Raw genomic sequence first — 15,138 nt, 5'->3', positions numbered from 1 at the left:
ACTTATGTTTGATTATGAAGTACTACGATTTATATGGTGGCTACTGATTGGTGTATTGCTAATCGGTTTTGCGGTAACTGATGGTTTTGATATGGGAGTCGGTATCCTATTACGTATCATCGGCAAAAACGATACTGAGCGTCGCATCATGATTAACTCAGTGGCGCCGCATTGGGATGGTAACCAGGTTTGGCTGATTACTGCCGGTGGAGCGCTGTTCGCCGCATGGCCGATGGTTTATGCCGCGGCATTCTCTGGCTTCTATGTTGCTATGATCTTGGTGTTATCTGCGTTGTTCTTTCGTCCGGTTGGTTTTGATTACCGCTCCAAACTGGAAAGCCGCAAGTGGCGTAACATGTGGGATTGGGGAATATTTGTCGGTAGCTTTGTTCCACCATTAGTTATCGGTGTGGCATTCGGTAATTTATTACAGGGGGTGCCGTTTAACGTTGATTCCCAACTCCGTCTGTTCTATACCGGCTCCTTTTTTGGATTGCTCAACCCGTACGGTTTATTGGCGGGAATTATCAGCTTGATGATGATTGTGACTCAGGGGGCAACTTATCTGCAAATGCGTACTACGGGTGAGCTACGTCTGCGTTCTCGTGTCGCAACTTATCTCTGTGCGCTGGTGACAATGGTGGCTTTCCTGTTGGCAGGTGTATGGCTGATTTATGGTATTGATGGCTATGTTGTGACTGGCGGTTTGGATACAATGGCTCAGTCTAATCCGTTACATAAAGAAGTCGCTCATCAGGCGGGTGCCTGGTTGACTAACTTTAACAACTATCCGTGGTTGTGGGTACTACCGGCACTGGGTGTGGCTTCGCCTTTGCTGACGATGCTGATGACGCGTATGAATAAAGCTGGGTGGGCGTTCCTGTTCTCTTCACTGACAATTGCTGGCATCATTCTGGCCTGCGGTGTAACGATGTTCCCATTTGTGATGCCTTCAATCACTGATCCTAACGTCAGCCTGACGATGTGGGATGCCACTTCAAGCCTGATGACGCTGCGTGTCATGTCTGTAGTTGCATTGATTTTTGTCCCAATTGTTCTAGGATATACCATTTGGTGTTACTACAAAATGTTTGGGCGTTTGGATAAAAGCTTTATTGAAGATAACAAACATTCACTGTACTAAGGAGCATAAAGCATGTGGTATTTTGCTTGGATTCTCGGAACGCTCTTGGCGTGTAGTTTCGCTATAATCGCAGCCTTGGCGCTTGAGCATAATGAAGAAGAAAAAGCCGCTAAAAATGGCGAGAAGTCGTGTTGATAGATAAATATTATCGGCTAATGGATAAAGGTCCTGTACGGGGCCTTATCCTTATTATGGCATTAGTGTTTGCGGCTTGTGTATTCTGGGACCCTACTCGTTTTGCGGCTAACACCAGTTCATTGCAGATTTGGCAAAGTATTTTGCTAATATGGTCTGTATGTACAGGTGTGACTTTCGGGGTGGGTTTTCAGCCAAGAAATATTGTCTGGCGTATCTTTTTCTCTCCTCTGCCGGCATTCTTGATTTTGATTTGGGGTTTGTATCATTTCTTTGTGCGTTAATTTTGCATGTTATGGGGCTTTTAACCCATAAATTTTTTATTTGCACATTATTCCAAAGCCGCATTGTCTTAAGTATAGTGGCAGCGTTAATTCGCCTTATGTAGGATTGAAAGTGAGTAATACGTTGTTCCGGTGGCCCATTCGTATTTATTACGAAGATACAGATGTGAGTGGGATAGTTTATAATGGCCGTTATGTTGTCTTTTATGAAAGAGCACGTACTGAGATGTTACGTCAGCATGGAATTCATCAACAGCGTTTACTTGATGAACAAATTGCCTTTGTTGTTCGGCGTATGATGGTTGATTACCGAGCCCCGGCCCGGCTTGATGATATGTTGGAGGTGCAGAGTGAAATTACGGATATTCGTAGAGCGTCTTTGACATTTATTCAACGCATTGTTGATGGAAATGGAACAATTATTAACAGCGCAGAAGTTTTAGTCGCCTGCGTGAATACATCTCAAATGAAGCCAATTGCGCTTCCAAAGTCTATTGTCGCGGAGTTTAAGCAGTGACTGACATGAACATTCTAGATTTATTCCTGAAAGCGGGCCTTTTGGTGCAGCTGATCATGCTTATTTTGATCTGCTTTTCCGTTGCTTCATGGGCGATCATTATTCAAAGGACCAAAATTCTCAATGCAGCAACTCGAGAAGCGGAAGCGTTTGAAGATAAATTCTGGTCGGGTATTGAATTATCACGCTTATATAAGGAAAGTCAGTCGCGTCGAGATTCTTTAGGTGGAACAGAACAAATTTTTTATTCTGGATTTAAAGAATTTGCCCGTCTGCGCCATGCAAATAATCATGCTCCAGAAGCGGTAGTAACAGGGGCTTCGCGTGCAATGCGTATCTCAATGAATCGTGAATTGGAATCGCTGGAAAGTCATATTCCATTCTTGGGGACAGTTGGCTCAATTAGTCCATATATCGGTCTATTTGGTACAGTTTGGGGGATCATGCATGCATTTATCGCGTTAGGTGCGGTAAAACAGGCCACTCTCCAAATGGTAGCGCCGGGTATTGCAGAAGCGTTGATTGCAACGGCGATTGGTCTGTTTGCGGCGATTCCGGCAGTTATGGCATACAACCGCTTGAATCAGCGTGTTAATAAGCTGGAGCAAAATTACGATAACTTTATGGAAGAGTTTTTGGCTATTTTGCATCGTCAGGCTTTCGCTGCTGAAAATAAAGCAGAGAACAAATAGTAGGAGAGGCTATGGCACGCACTCGTAGTCGCAAGCGTGAGCTGAAATCCGAAATCAATATCGTTCCCTTACTGGACGTATTGCTGGTTCTGTTGCTTATTTTTATGGCAACAGCGCCGATTATCACTCAAAGCGTAGAGGTTGATCTGCCGGATGCGGTAGATTCTAAAACGGTTTCTAACTCTGATAATCCACCGGTAATCGTGGAGGTTTCTGGTGTTGGTCAGTACACCATGATAGTTAACCATGAACGATTGGAATTATTGCCTGAGCCGCAGATTATTGCGGAAGCGCAGGCACGAATAAAAGAGAATCCAAAAACCGTTTTCTTGATCGGTGGTTCGAAAGAAGTGCCTTACGATGAGATTATTAAGGCACTCAACATGCTGCATCAGGCAGGTGTGAAATCCGTTGGCTTAATGACTCAGCCTATCTGAGTTTGGCCGGCAGTTGCTGTTATTTGAAGATCTTGGATATCGAGCGTGGGAAAGACAAACGGGCAAAACAATAAATTAAATCGCGCTGTTATCGTTTCGGTTGTGTTGCATATTATTTTGATTGGGTTACTTATTTGGGGTTCCCTGACACGAAAAACTGAAATGGGTGGTGGTGGTCAGGATGGTTCTGTTATTGATGCTGTTATGGTCGATTCGAATGCGGTAGTACAACAGTACAATCAACAGCAACAACAACAGGCTGATGCTAAGCGTGCAGAACAGTTACGAAAGAAGAAAGCCGAACAGCAGAGCGCTGAATTAAGGGAAAAACAGGCTGAAGAACAGGAACGTTTAAAAGCGGTAGAAGAAGAGCGAATTAAAGCGCAACAGGCAGCGGAAGAACAGAAAAAGCAGGCTGTAGAGGCAGCAAACAAAGCCCGTGAAGAGCAAAAACAGGCAGAAGAAGCTGCGGCAAAGGCTAAGGCTGAAAAAGAAAAACTGATTAAAGAGCAGGCTGAGGCACAGAAGAAAGCCGAAGCTGAAGCTAAGAAAGCGGCTGCTGCTAAACAAAAAGCTGTGGAAGAAGCGAAAACCAAAGCAGAAGCTGAGGCTAAAGCAGAAGCCAAGGCTGAAGCGGATGCTAAAGCCAAAGCTGAGGCAGATGCAAAGGCTAAAGCCAAGGCCGAAGCTGACGCTAAGAAAAAAGCTGCTGCGCAAGCCGCTAAACAGGAAAGTGAAGTTGATGACTTACTGGGTGGCTTAACTTCCAATGCACCGAAACAGCAGGGAGGGGCTTCTGCCGCCGGTAAAGGTGGCGGTAAGAAAAGTGGCGCTTCAAATGCTGACATTAATAACTATCTGGGGCAGATCCAGATAGCGATACAGAATAAGTTTTACGATCCAAGCATGTATCGTGGGCGTACCTGTGCATTACGGATTAAACTTGCTCCTGATGGCTTGTTAATTGATGTAAAGTCAGAGGGGGGAGACCAGGCGTTGTGCCAAGCGGCGGTAGCGGCGGCTAAACAAGCGAAAATTCCGAAACCGCCAAGCAAGGAGGTTTATGAAGCGTTTAAAAACGCGCTGCTTGATTTCAAACCTCAATAAAGTTGTTATTTAGAAGTTGTTAATAACAAACAAAACCATTCAATGTTATTAAGCTATCTGGTTTTGTTTGTTGACGTTTGTTAATATTCTGCGAATTATTGCGACTATTCCATCGTGATAAGGGAGAGATTAATGAGGCAGGCTTTTAAAGTAGTACTAGGCATTTTAATGTTGTGGGCCACGGTTGCTTACGCAGAAGTTCGTATCGAGATCACCCAAGGTGTCGATTCTGCACGTCCTATTGGCGTTGTCCCCTTTAAATGGACTGGAGCGGGTAATGCACCGGAAGAGATAGGGGTGATCGTTGGCGCTGATCTTCGCAACAGCGGTAAATTTAACCCTATTGATATCGGCCGTATGCCACAGCAACCAACGACGGCATCTGAGGTAACACCTGCTGCATGGTCGGCGTTGGGGATTGACGCTGTTGTTGTTGGGCAGATTCAACCAAGCGCAGATGGTGGTTTTTTGATCTCTTATCAGTTGGTTGATACTTCGAGTGCTCCGGGTACAGTACTTGCTCAGGATCAGTTTAAAGTGACCAAACAATGGTTGCGTTATGCTGCGCATACAGCCAGTGATCAAGTATTTGAAAAACTGACGGGCATCAAAGGCGCATTCCGTACTCGCCTGGCTTACATTGTAAAGACTAATGGCGGTAAATATCCGTATGAACTGCGTGTATCTGATTACGATGGTTACAACCAGTTCACTGTTCACCGTTCGCCAGAACCGTTGATGTCGCCGGCATGGTCTCCTGATGGTGCCAAACTGGCTTATGTGACATTTGAAAGTGGCCATTCTGCCTTGGTTATTCAAACTTTGGCGAGTGGTGAAGTACGTCAGGTTGCTTCCTTCCCGCGTCATAACGGTGCACCTGCATTTTCCCCTGATGGCAGTAAATTGGCATTTGCTCTGTCTAAATCGGGTAGTTTGAATCTTTACGTGATGGATTTGAGTTCGTCTCAGATTCGTCAGGTTACAGATGGCCGCAGTAACAATACTGAGCCAAGTTGGATGCCGGATAGCCAGACTTTGGTTTATACCTCTGATCAGGGTGGCCGTCCACAGTTATACAAAATCGATATTAATGGCGGTGCTCCGCAACGCCTCACTTGGGAAGGCACACAAAACCAGGATGCTGATGTAAGCGCAGATGGCAATTTTGTGGTGATGGTCAGCTCAGAGAGTGGTAAGCAGCACATAGCTAAACAAGATCTGGCAACGGGAGCCGTTCAAATTTTGACGGACACGTTCCTGGATGAAACGCCGAGTATCGCACCTAACGGCACTATGGTGATTTATAGCTCCACCCAAGGGTTGGGGACTGTATTGCAGCTAGTTTCGACTGACGGGCGTTTCAAAGCGCGTCTTCCGGCAACCGATGGACAGGTAAAATTTCCTGCCTGGTCGCCGTATCTGTGATGCATAATAATATGTATGGCAAATTTTAAAAGGATCAAAGAGATGCAACTGAACAAAGTGCTAAAAGGGCTGATGTTAGCTTTACCAGTTATGGCCGTAGCAGCGTGTAGTTCTAACAAGAATGCTGATAACGATCAGACTGGTGTAGGCACTGTTAACGAAACTAATGCGGGTCTGTCAGCAGAGGAATTAGCTCGTCAGCAAATGCAAGAGCTACAAAACAACAACATCGTATATTTCGGTTTTGACAAATACGACATCAACTCAGATTTTACTCAGCTGCTAGACGCTCACGCGGCATTCCTGCGCAACAACCCATCTTACAAAGTTGTTGTAGAAGGTCATGCTGACGAACGTGGTACTCCTGAGTACAACATCGCATTAGGTGAACGCCGTGCTAATGCAGTGAAAATGTACCTGCAAGGCAAAGGTGTTTCCGGTGAGCAAATCTCTATCGTCTCTTACGGTAAAGAAAAACCTGCTGTACTGGGTCACGACGAAGCCGCCTATGCTAAAAACCGTCGCGCAGTACTGGCATACTAAGAGTAGTTCATGAACAGTAACTTCAGACATCATTTTTTGGGTCTGTCGTTATTGGTTGGCGTAGCGGTTCCTTGGGCCGCTATTGCCCAAGCGCCAATCAGTAATGTCGGATCGGGTTCTACCGATGAGCGCCTTACCCAACTAGAGCGTATTTCCAATGCTCACAGTCAGCTGTTAACTCAGCTCCAGCAGCAACTTGCTGATTCTCAACGTGATATTGACATGCTTCGAGGGCAGATTCAGGAGAATCAGTATCAGCTCAATCAGATTATAGCGCGGCAGAAGGATATTTATCAGCAACTGGAAGGGGCTACCAGTTCTGAGGGGAGTAAACCTACTGCAAATACAGCTTCTTCAACGGCAAGTAATAATAGTAGCAATCAGGCATCATCATCTGTCGGCACGGGCAGTGAGAAGGGTGATTATGATGCTGCTGTTCATTTGGCGGTGAATACCAAAGAGTACGATAAAGCGATTATAGCCTTTCAGCGTTTCGTGAAGAGTTATCCAAAATCGAGTTATATGCCCAATGCTAATTACTGGTTAGGGCAACTTCATTATAACAAGGGTAAGAAAGACGAAGCCGCTTATTACTTTGCTACGGTAGTAAAAGAGTATCCAAAGTCGCAGAAGAGTGGTGAATCGCTTTATAAGGTTGGTTTAATCATGCAGGACAAGGGCCAGAAGGATAAAGCAAGATCGGTTTATCAACAGGTCATGAAACAATATCCTGGTTCGAATGCAGCTAAATTGGCGGAGAAAAAGCTTTCTACGCTGTAATTATTGGCCCCGGAAGGGTGTAGTAATACATTTTCGGGGTTGGTTGAGCATTTAATAAGCATTTAAACGTAATTTTTAAAAATAATCATTGCGTGGCGTGGAGAAATCAGTAATATATGCCGCCGTTGCCGAGAGAAGTCACAAGATGGGTCGTTAGCTCAGTCGGTAGAGCAGTTGACTTTTAATCAATTGGTCGCAGGTTCGAATCCTGCACGACCCACCATCTTAAGGCTTCATTCAAAAACAAATCCCCTAGATGGGTCGTTAGCTCAGTCGGTAGAGCAGTTGACTTTTAATCAATTGGTCGCAGGTTCGAATCCTGCACGACCCACCATCTTAAAGCTTCATTCAAAAACAAATCTCCTAGATGGGTCGTTAGCGCAATCGGTAGAGCCGTTGACTTTTAATCAATGGGTTGCAGGTTCGAGCCGAGCGAAGCGAGACAACAGCGCGTGAGCGCTGGCCCGAAGGGCGAGGCCACAGGCCGAGTCATCCTGCACGACCCACCATCTTAAAGCTGCGGTTAAAAACAAATTCCCCATAGATGGGTCGTTAGCGCAATCGGTAGAGCCGTTGACTTTTAATCAATGGGTTGCAGGTTCGAGCCGAGCAGAATTTTGTTTAGGGCAGTTTCCTACCCTAAATCTGTTAGTGGTGAGCTATTTCTTTTCTGGCTAACTCAGCTAGAAAAGCAGATCGGTTTTTATAGTGTCTGTTTTTCTCAATGTAGCGATCTATAGCAGTTAATAGATTGCCAGGCATGGTTAAATTGAATTTGATGGCTTTTGACTCATATTTTGCTGGATCTAACTCGATAAGAGCAATAACCCCTCCATCCTCAGACAAACGAGGATCACCAATGTAATCGGATGAGTCTTTAGGGGCAGGGACATAGCCGCCGTGTTCGGTTAAAACATTCATGTGTTGCCCAAATGCTTTTTCTGCATCACGGATAGCATCTTCTAAAGTGTTGCCAGCAAAAAAACAGCCTTCGACATCGGGGAAGTAACCGTCAAACCCATCTTCTGTTTTAAATATAAAGAGTGGATAAATCATAGTATTACCTCTAATCAGCTTTGCAAATAAAGGGCGGTATAACTGCGCCTGTTATGCCTTATCATAGTAATTTCAGCCCTGAAATATTTTGCGCCTGCCGGATGACACCTTTTGATGAGTCTTTTCTTGGATGTGGTATTGTGATTATTTTCGCAACACCGGGTTTAGTTAGAGTGATATGGCTACCGTCTTGTCTAGCTTTAACCCATCCGTCAGCTATTAGGAGTTTTATTAGCTCTGCACTACCCATCAATCCTCCTTTGGTTAATGTATGGGTATAATACCCATACATTAATTCCGCTATCAATATGTTTGTAGGTGTTGTGCCTGTTTTTTTATAGGAGCGAAACATGACAAATGTAAACCCGTTTATCCAGTGATTGGTTGAAGCGCGGGCGGCGCAAGGGGTTCTGGCGACATGAGAAACTGATATTCCCTGATGTAGCATCAACATGGCCATCAACCCGCGTGCATAGTCTTTATCGCTGGTTTTCATCTGGCGGCGTTTATTTCTAGATATTGGAGTAATGACGGCATTACTCAACTGGTTAGTGATTTGTTTTGATTTGACGACTAATCAGATCGCAAAAATCGGACTTAGTTCCTTTCAAGGGATCTGCAATTTTGAAATTTTATTTAGACAATATTCATCATTATTTTATTTTCCAAATTATACCAATGTATAGATCATAATTAACCTGATTGATTTTAATGCTGAGATTTAATGTATTCCAGAAAAAATTCTGCCTACTAATCATTTAATACTGATATAACCATGAGGTTATCTTATTATTTTTACATCACTGATAAAGTTCAATATTTAACTACTCAGAGTAAATGCTAAGTTAAATTTCACCGATAAGATCACCTGCTATATAGACAGTCAAATAACCGTAATAATAAGGAAACAATAAAATGGCACGAGTATATATAAACCCTAATCAGACTCTTGATATTTATAAGAATGGCAGTATATTAGTTCCTGCTCACCAACCTCATATAACTATAAAAAACGTTAGTTTAGCGCTAGTTAAAGTGAGTAGCTACTGGGCATCCTTAGTTGGAGATTATACTCTGTATAATTCTATAGAGATCTATCCCGGCAGAACTGAAATACTTGTACCGCCTCCTAATCTTATTTACTACTATAAAGTTACAGCTACTAATCTCGCCAGTTATTTAAACGCAGAAATTGAAGTGGAGGTTGGGTCGAATAATAATCCTCTCTTTTAACATGAGCCTTTCCCGAGAAAATGTCCAAGGTTGGTCAACGTCAGTGGTGCACCTCTGAACATCATTACAGTGGCATTAATCAGGGCATTCTGTCGATATTTGTGAAATAGCGCTAAGGCGTACGGGAAAAAGATCTGACATACATTACGAACAGGCATAGAGGTGATTCCATTGAATTGGTTGAGCAATCGGTGGATCACAAACACTCTATGCCTGTCTCATTTTCTGGGGACTTCTCAGTGTCCTCGATTTATTTTGCCAACTGCAGTCTCTAAGTCTTTGACCATCAATCCAGATTGTTCCATTCTGAATTTGATAGCTTCGATTGGATCTGGCGGGTCGATAGGGTAGTGTTCTGCTTCATAGACTTCAATCAGTAGAACCATAACTTCCATATGGGCGAATTCAGGTGTGCCGATTTCAGGTTGATTATCAAACAGAGAGGCAACAGTTTTTAATGCTTCTTGATAGTCTTGTTCTGTTCTAATGGGTTTAATGCTCATTGTTCACTCCACAGCTCTACTTTGTCGATAACCGCGTTAACCCGGTAGCTCCATCATATTATTGAAATCTTCCAGTGTCAGCACTCTCATTTACCGACACATTTTCAGAACTGGCAACTTAAGTGCATCGATGATAACAACAAGCGTGTCTTCTACAAAGATGGAAAATCCTATGATATTCCTGAACATTGCCGCTTAGATATTTTTGTTCAAATGCTAGAATATTCAGTTTGGAATTTAAAATAGAAAAAATTACAGGATGAAATAGAAAGAATAAAATAAAAATAATTTCCAGATGTTAAATATAAATTTGTAAGGTATATTTTGATTCAAAAATATTGAACCACATTCTTTTTCTGGACTAGACTTTAATTAGTGTGAATTGCAATGAAGACTATTTTTATAATAATTTAATATATTGATTATAAGATAATATTGTTTAATTTAAGGAGAAAGTGCATGAGTCACAAGAATGATTTTAAGGCTTTTTCTATTAGTGATAATGCAAATGTAGTCAGTCAGGAAGGATATGAAGAAAGTAAGGTGTTGATGACTGGGTTTCCACCGGATAATGTTCCCACTCACTTGTTAAATAAGGTATTACGTCAATCGTCAACAATATCATCAGTCATTGCTGATTTTATCGCGACACAATCTGGTGATGACATTCTGGATGATGGTGATATAGCCAAACTTACCACTCAATTAAATAAAGCGTTAGAACAAAAATTCGCAACAGAAATTCCTGGTGCTTCATTAATACAAAAAGGTGTTGTTCAACTGACTAATGAAGTCGGTAACAGTGATACATTGGCCGTGACGCAAAAATTGGCTCAGGAAATAGTAAGCTCACTGTATGAAAATATTAATGGCAGAGTGCCTAATAGTCGAAAAGTCAATGGTAAAGTGTTGACTGAGGATATCAATTTGAATGCGGCGGATGTGGGAACGTATTCTAGGGAAGAAATAGATAGACAAAATAAAGAAGCTAGTAATATTCCTGTTGGTGTTCCAATTCCGTGGCCGTTGCCCTATCCACCTATCGGCTATCTCAATTGTAATGGTGCATTTTTTAATAAATTACAGTATCCGAAGTTAGCGGAAGTTTATCCTGACGGCAGATTACCTGATTTAAGAGGAGAATTTATCCGAGGATGGGATGATAGTCGAGGAGTTGATAGTGGACGTGAGATTTTGTCTTGGCAAGGAGATGCAATCAGAAACATTACAGGTGCAACTCACGCTATACATGCTCAGATGTTCGGTGCTCCCCAGACGCCTGTTTTGAATGGTGTCATGGAGTCGTCACTATTTGCTATGTCAGAAACACGTTCAGCAAATATCGGTAGTAGTACTAATCTTACAATTTTTGACATTGATGCATCTCGCACTGTGCCAACTGCGAATGAAAACCGTCCCCGTAACATAGCATTTAATTATGTAGTGAGAGCAGCATGCAGCATAATGGCCGAACAAAAAGATTCTTTAGAATCTGAAGTGGCAGTATTAGGTAAAGATGGGTTAGCAGAAAAGGCCGGCTGGCTGACAATTTATCATGTTGCACCATATTCCCGTGAGTTTATTTTCGCTCGCCCGGAATATCTAATGGAGGGAGTAGGGCTACCAGCTAGTTCCTATACTGATGCGCCAGAATTTCCAGATTATGATGACAAAGCGGTTTGTCGCAGTGAAGATGGTAAATATTGGGAAATTGTACCTGATTACCGAGGGAAAACAGCTTACAACACGCAAACTCGTTTGCCTGTTGAGGTAACAGAAATCGGTGAATTATCAGATACGCTAACATTCAAGAAACCTGCTACTCATTTTGATAAGTGGACCGGAAAAGAATGGGTCACTGATGAAGCTGCAATAAAAGCCAGTCAGATTGAACAGGCAGAACAACAGCGAGATACATTGCGTCAACATGCAAATGAAGTAGTTACATTATTGCAACATACTGTTGATGTTGAAATGGCAACAGAAGCAGAGAAAATAGCATTGATGGCTTGGAAAAAGTATTTTGTATTATTGAGCCGTGTCGATATTCTGCAAGCTCCAGATATTGAGTGGCCGGAACAGCCAAGTAATTGAAGCCGGATAACCGGCTTTATTTTTTACGTTTTTTATGACTAACGATTTAAATGTGTCAATGAAAACAACGAACGTGTGTTTTATTAATATGGAAAACCTGATGATATTTCAGAACACGGTTGCTTAGATATTTTTATTCAGATGCCAAAAGGTTCATCTTGGAACTTAAAACAGAAGAAGTCATTGGAAGGGATAGAAGAAATAAAAGAGAAATAATTTCCAAATGTTAAATATAAATTTGAGGGTATATTTTAGATTTTAAAATGCTGAACTACTTATTACTGCCAATGATACAAAAACGGTTAAACTTATAAGTAATAAGAACACTGTGTTATTTTTTTCCTGAACTAGACTTTGATTAGCATGAATTACAGGAGATTATTTTTACAATAATTCAATATGTTGATTATAAAATAACATTATTTAATTTAAGGAAAATATATGAGTCACAAGAATGATTTTAAGGCTTTTTCTATTAGTAATAATGCAAATGTCATTAGTCAAGAAAAATATGAAGAAAACCAGAGTTTACAGACAGGATTTTCTCCGGAGAATGTTCCCACGCACTTATTAAATAAGGTGTTACGTCAGTCGTCAACCATATCATCTGTCGTCGCTGATTTTATCGCGACACAGTCTGGTAATGATGTTCTGGATGATGGAAATGTAGCCAAACTTACCGCTCAATTAAATAAAGCGATAGAACAAAAAATTACAACAGATATTCCCAGTGCCTCATTGACACAAAAAGGTGTTGTTCAGCTTACAAATGTGATTGGTAATAGCGACACATTGGCGGCCACACAAAAGCTTGTTCAGGAAGTAATAAATTCATTACGTGAAGAGATTAATATACCTGTGGGTTCTCCTATTCCTTGGCCGTTACCCCATCCACCTTTTGGTTATTTTATTTGTAATGGTTCACCTTTTAATAAATTACAGTATCCGAAGTTGGCGGAAGCTTATCCTGGCGGTAGATTACCTGATTTAAGAGGAGAATTTATCCGCGGATGGGATGATAATCGAGGTGTTGATGGTGGTCGTGGTCTTTTGTCTTGGCAGGGAGATGCAATCAGAAATATTACAGGGTCAACTCAAGTTATACATGCTCAGATGGGCGGTGCTCCCCAGACGCCTATTGTGTATGGTGTTATGGCATCGTCGCGATATGCTACGGCAGATACACGTTCAGCAAATGGCGGCAGTAGTACTGATCTTACATATTTTGACATTGATGCATCAAGACAAGTTCCAACCGCTAACGAAAATAGGCCCCGCAACGTAGCATTTAACTACATCGTAAGGGCAGCATAATTCTAGTGGCTGTAGCCGTTTGCAGTAAGAATAAAGCCGGTTATTCCGGCTTTATTGAGGCTGATCGAGCGGATATTGACACTAGCAATGCTGGCTTATGCACTAATTCGTTATCACTGAATAATAAAAGTAAATTTTTTAGTTTTGGTGGAACCATTCTTCCCATTCAGGAACTACAATAATAAAAGCATCAGCATTCATCAAAGATTCTGGTATTAAACTCCATTCATGCCATTTAGGATCTTTTACTTCATTCCAAATTGACTCATCCCATATTGGTATGTTTAAATGTTTTTTTATTTATTTCAAGTGAATCTAAGAAATCACCGACTTTATCTGAATTAGAATGCGATCTATGGCTTTCTGAAATAATTCCCAATTTCATTACGTTTCCTCACGTTATATATTTTGAATACCTTTTAACACCAATATTAAAAACCAATTTTGCTATAAAAATTAAAATCAATGTGACCAGAGTTTGAATAAAAAGCCATTTCATACTCATTATTCCACTTGCTACTGAAGCTGGAATACCAGTTATATACCCGTTATCTTTCAAGTTGCCTCTTTGTTGGCTGCACTCGCTCACCCCGGTCATATAGTTTGCTATGCTCCCGGGGATTCACTCCCTTGCCGTCGCGATGCATCTTGAAATCCATAGGGTATATAAACAATAGATTATTTTAATATTACTTATCGCTGTGCGATTTTAAAGGGAGAGGAATATTATTATGTACTTGTTTTTGCATTTTCATATTTTATTTCCAATTTAGATAAGTTTATTTTTAAATTACAGGATAACATGATGTTAATTATCCACCACATAATTTGTATTAAAATTAGCATTTATTGTCAAATTAGAAAACATGTTTGTTAACAAAAATTTTGAACTACATAACAGAACGGACTCCTTATTAGATGTTATACTTACTTTTTTATGTAAAAGGTTAAAACCATCAGCTTCAAAAATATAATGTGCCGTATTTATGCCATTAAATGCCATTTTTTATCTTTATGAATGCTGATTGATATTATATTAAATAATTTATTTTAGGGCTTTATTATTCATGTTTTTCATGTTTTTCATGTTTTTCATGTTTATAAAAAATTTATTCCTTGGTTGAAAATGTTATTAAAGCTAGTTACTTATGGAAAATAGATTATCTGATTAACTATTCATATTTTTATCTATCTTTTTCTGGATATATAAGCATTAACAAAGTCAATTTTCATTTCTCATTTCTCATTTCTCACTGATGGTTTTATGATGGATGGGTTTTAAACGATGGTTAAAAGTCATAGTTTTAACTCTTGGATTTAATCGGTATAAAAGGTTTTAATAGTTTTTTTACCATTTTTCACGTCTGCTTTTTATTAATTTTAATCATTATGGTATATCGTATTTTATGTTTAAAAAACATTAATCATACCTGATTTTTATCTTTATTAATGAAGTATTACTGGCAATCTTGAGTAGTTTTCATCAGTCGCTACCCTTTATGTTTTTTTGGGCAATCAAGCTTTTTTCAGGGCTTAAATCTTGCCACATTAACCGTTTTGTCCATTTTTTTATTTTGCTACCTTTTATGTCTTTCTTCATAAAATAATGGCGATAAAACGCTTAAATACCAGTTGGTTGGATAATATTTCTTTTGTGTTCTAATTTCTTTTTAACTCACTACTAATGGCTAATAGACCTCGATTTAATTCAATTAACTATCTTTCTAAAAAACGCAATTATTATTGATTTGAATTCGCTGTTAAAAAGATGATAAACCCGTAAAACGACTCTCATTCTGAGGATTTTCCTATTTTTAAAATTGAAAAATAATTTAATAAAAAGCTTTAATAGAACATCTTTTACAAATATAATA

General features: G+C 40.6%; 16 protein-coding genes, 4 tRNA genes and 2 pseudogenes. 19 read left to right on the top strand and 3 right to left on the bottom strand.

Annotated features, from left to right (window positions below; genetic code table 11):
- Positions 1-4 precede the first annotated feature (4 nt).
- From cydB to LG003_RS11590, 14 genes are all read left to right on the top strand, one after another.
- Positions 5-1,144 carry a cytochrome d ubiquinol oxidase subunit II gene (gene cydB / locus LG003_RS11655; RefSeq protein WP_112876186.1) on the top strand — a complete coding sequence of 380 codons (1,140 nt, stop codon included), beginning with the start codon at positions 5-7 and terminating at the stop codon, positions 1,142-1,144.
- 12 nt (positions 1,145-1,156) lie between these two features.
- Complete coding sequence (gene cydX / locus LG003_RS11650; protein WP_112876185.1) at positions 1,157-1,279, top strand: cytochrome bd-I oxidase subunit CydX; 123 nt, start codon at positions 1,157-1,159, stop codon at positions 1,277-1,279.
- On the top strand, positions 1,273-1,563 hold the full coding sequence (gene ybgE, locus LG003_RS11645; protein ID WP_112876184.1) for a cyd operon protein YbgE: 291 nt from the start codon (positions 1,273-1,275) through the stop codon (positions 1,561-1,563). Before cydX ends, ybgE begins: the two co-directional genes overlap by 7 nt.
- A gap of 112 nt (positions 1,564-1,675) precedes the next feature.
- The gene (gene ybgC / locus LG003_RS11640; protein ID WP_112876183.1) at positions 1,676-2,080 is read left to right on the top strand and encodes a tol-pal system-associated acyl-CoA thioesterase; all 405 of its coding nucleotides are present in this window, start codon (positions 1,676-1,678) and stop codon (positions 2,078-2,080) included.
- Positions 2,077-2,772: a Tol-Pal system protein TolQ gene (gene tolQ / locus LG003_RS11635; RefSeq protein ID WP_036812848.1), complete on the top strand. Its 696-nt coding sequence runs from the start codon at positions 2,077-2,079 to the stop codon at positions 2,770-2,772. Before ybgC ends, tolQ begins: the two co-directional genes overlap by 4 nt.
- Before the next feature lie 11 nt (positions 2,773-2,783).
- Positions 2,784-3,209 carry a colicin uptake protein TolR gene (tolR, locus tag LG003_RS11630; RefSeq protein ID WP_112876182.1) on the top strand — a complete coding sequence of 142 codons (426 nt, stop codon included), beginning with the start codon at positions 2,784-2,786 and terminating at the stop codon, positions 3,207-3,209.
- A 45-nt stretch (positions 3,210-3,254) separates the two neighbouring features.
- Positions 3,255-4,316, top strand: coding sequence for a cell envelope integrity protein TolA (tolA, locus tag LG003_RS11625; RefSeq protein ID WP_262980782.1), 1,062 nt, complete (start codon positions 3,255-3,257; stop codon positions 4,314-4,316).
- 132 nt (positions 4,317-4,448) lie between these two features.
- Positions 4,449-5,741, top strand: coding sequence for a Tol-Pal system beta propeller repeat protein TolB (tolB, locus tag LG003_RS11620; protein ID WP_112876180.1), 1,293 nt, complete (start codon positions 4,449-4,451; stop codon positions 5,739-5,741).
- A gap of 42 nt (positions 5,742-5,783) precedes the next feature.
- Entirely contained in the window at positions 5,784-6,284 is a 501-nt protein-coding gene (gene pal / locus LG003_RS11615) for a peptidoglycan-associated lipoprotein Pal (RefSeq protein ID WP_112876179.1), read from the top strand.
- 9 nt (positions 6,285-6,293) lie between these two features.
- Positions 6,294-7,064, top strand: a complete 771-nt coding sequence (gene cpoB, locus LG003_RS11610; protein ID WP_262980781.1) for a cell division protein CpoB — start codon at positions 6,294-6,296, stop codon at positions 7,062-7,064.
- A gap of 147 nt (positions 7,065-7,211) precedes the next feature.
- Positions 7,212-7,287 (top strand) — tRNA-Lys (locus LG003_RS11605).
- Positions 7,288-7,322: 35 nt separating this feature from the next.
- Positions 7,323-7,398 (top strand) — tRNA-Lys (locus tag LG003_RS11600).
- A 35-nt stretch (positions 7,399-7,433) separates the two neighbouring features.
- Positions 7,434-7,573, top strand: a tRNA-Lys gene (locus LG003_RS11595).
- Between the two features lie 45 nt (positions 7,574-7,618).
- A tRNA-Lys gene (locus tag LG003_RS11590) sits at positions 7,619-7,676 on the top strand.
- Positions 7,677-7,712: 36 nt separating this feature from the next.
- On the opposite strand, the gene LG003_RS11585 is transcribed toward LG003_RS11590, so the two are convergent.
- Both LG003_RS11585 and LG003_RS23435 read right to left on the bottom strand, forming a co-directional pair.
- Positions 7,713-8,120 carry a type II toxin-antitoxin system HicB family antitoxin gene (locus LG003_RS11585; RefSeq protein WP_112876177.1) on the bottom strand — a complete coding sequence of 136 codons (408 nt, stop codon included), beginning with the start codon at positions 8,118-8,120 and terminating at the stop codon, positions 7,713-7,715.
- 61 nt (positions 8,121-8,181) lie between these two features.
- Positions 8,182-8,616, bottom strand: a complete 435-nt coding sequence (locus tag LG003_RS23435; protein ID WP_390894127.1) for a type II toxin-antitoxin system HicA family toxin — start codon at positions 8,614-8,616, stop codon at positions 8,182-8,184.
- 419 nt (positions 8,617-9,035) lie between these two features.
- Between LG003_RS23435 and LG003_RS11570 the strand changes: the two genes are divergently transcribed.
- Positions 9,036-9,353, top strand: coding sequence for a hypothetical protein (locus LG003_RS11570; RefSeq protein ID WP_112876176.1), 318 nt, complete (start codon positions 9,036-9,038; stop codon positions 9,351-9,353).
- A 245-nt stretch (positions 9,354-9,598) separates the two neighbouring features.
- Here the strand turns inward: LG003_RS11570 and LG003_RS11565 are convergent.
- A pseudogene (locus LG003_RS11565) lies at positions 9,599-9,856 on the bottom strand (helix-turn-helix domain-containing protein); the annotation flags it as partial.
- Positions 9,857-10,315: 459 nt separating this feature from the next.
- On the opposite strand from LG003_RS11565, the pseudogene LG003_RS11560 reads away from it, so the two are divergent.
- From LG003_RS11560 to LG003_RS11545, 4 genes and pseudogenes are all read left to right on the top strand, one after another.
- Positions 10,316-11,311, top strand: a pseudogene (locus LG003_RS11560) (phage tail protein); the annotation flags it as partial.
- A 9-nt stretch (positions 11,312-11,320) separates the two neighbouring features.
- Positions 11,321-11,950 carry a tail fiber assembly protein gene (locus LG003_RS11555; protein WP_112876255.1) on the top strand — a complete coding sequence of 210 codons (630 nt, stop codon included), beginning with the start codon at positions 11,321-11,323 and terminating at the stop codon, positions 11,948-11,950.
- Positions 11,951-12,391: 441 nt separating this feature from the next.
- On the top strand, positions 12,392-13,264 hold the full coding sequence (locus LG003_RS11550; protein WP_112876175.1) for a phage tail protein: 873 nt from the start codon (positions 12,392-12,394) through the stop codon (positions 13,262-13,264).
- A gap of 5 nt (positions 13,265-13,269) precedes the next feature.
- The gene (locus LG003_RS11545; RefSeq protein ID WP_262980780.1) at positions 13,270-13,446 is read left to right on the top strand and encodes a hypothetical protein; all 177 of its coding nucleotides are present in this window, start codon (positions 13,270-13,272) and stop codon (positions 13,444-13,446) included.
- Positions 13,447-15,138: the final 1,692 nt, after the last annotated feature.

It is taken from the genome of Photorhabdus kleinii (assembly GCF_025384885.1).
Classification (GTDB): Bacteria; Pseudomonadota; Gammaproteobacteria; order Enterobacterales; family Enterobacteriaceae; genus Photorhabdus; species Photorhabdus kayaii.
This window is presented reverse-complemented; position numbering and strand designations above follow the sequence as displayed.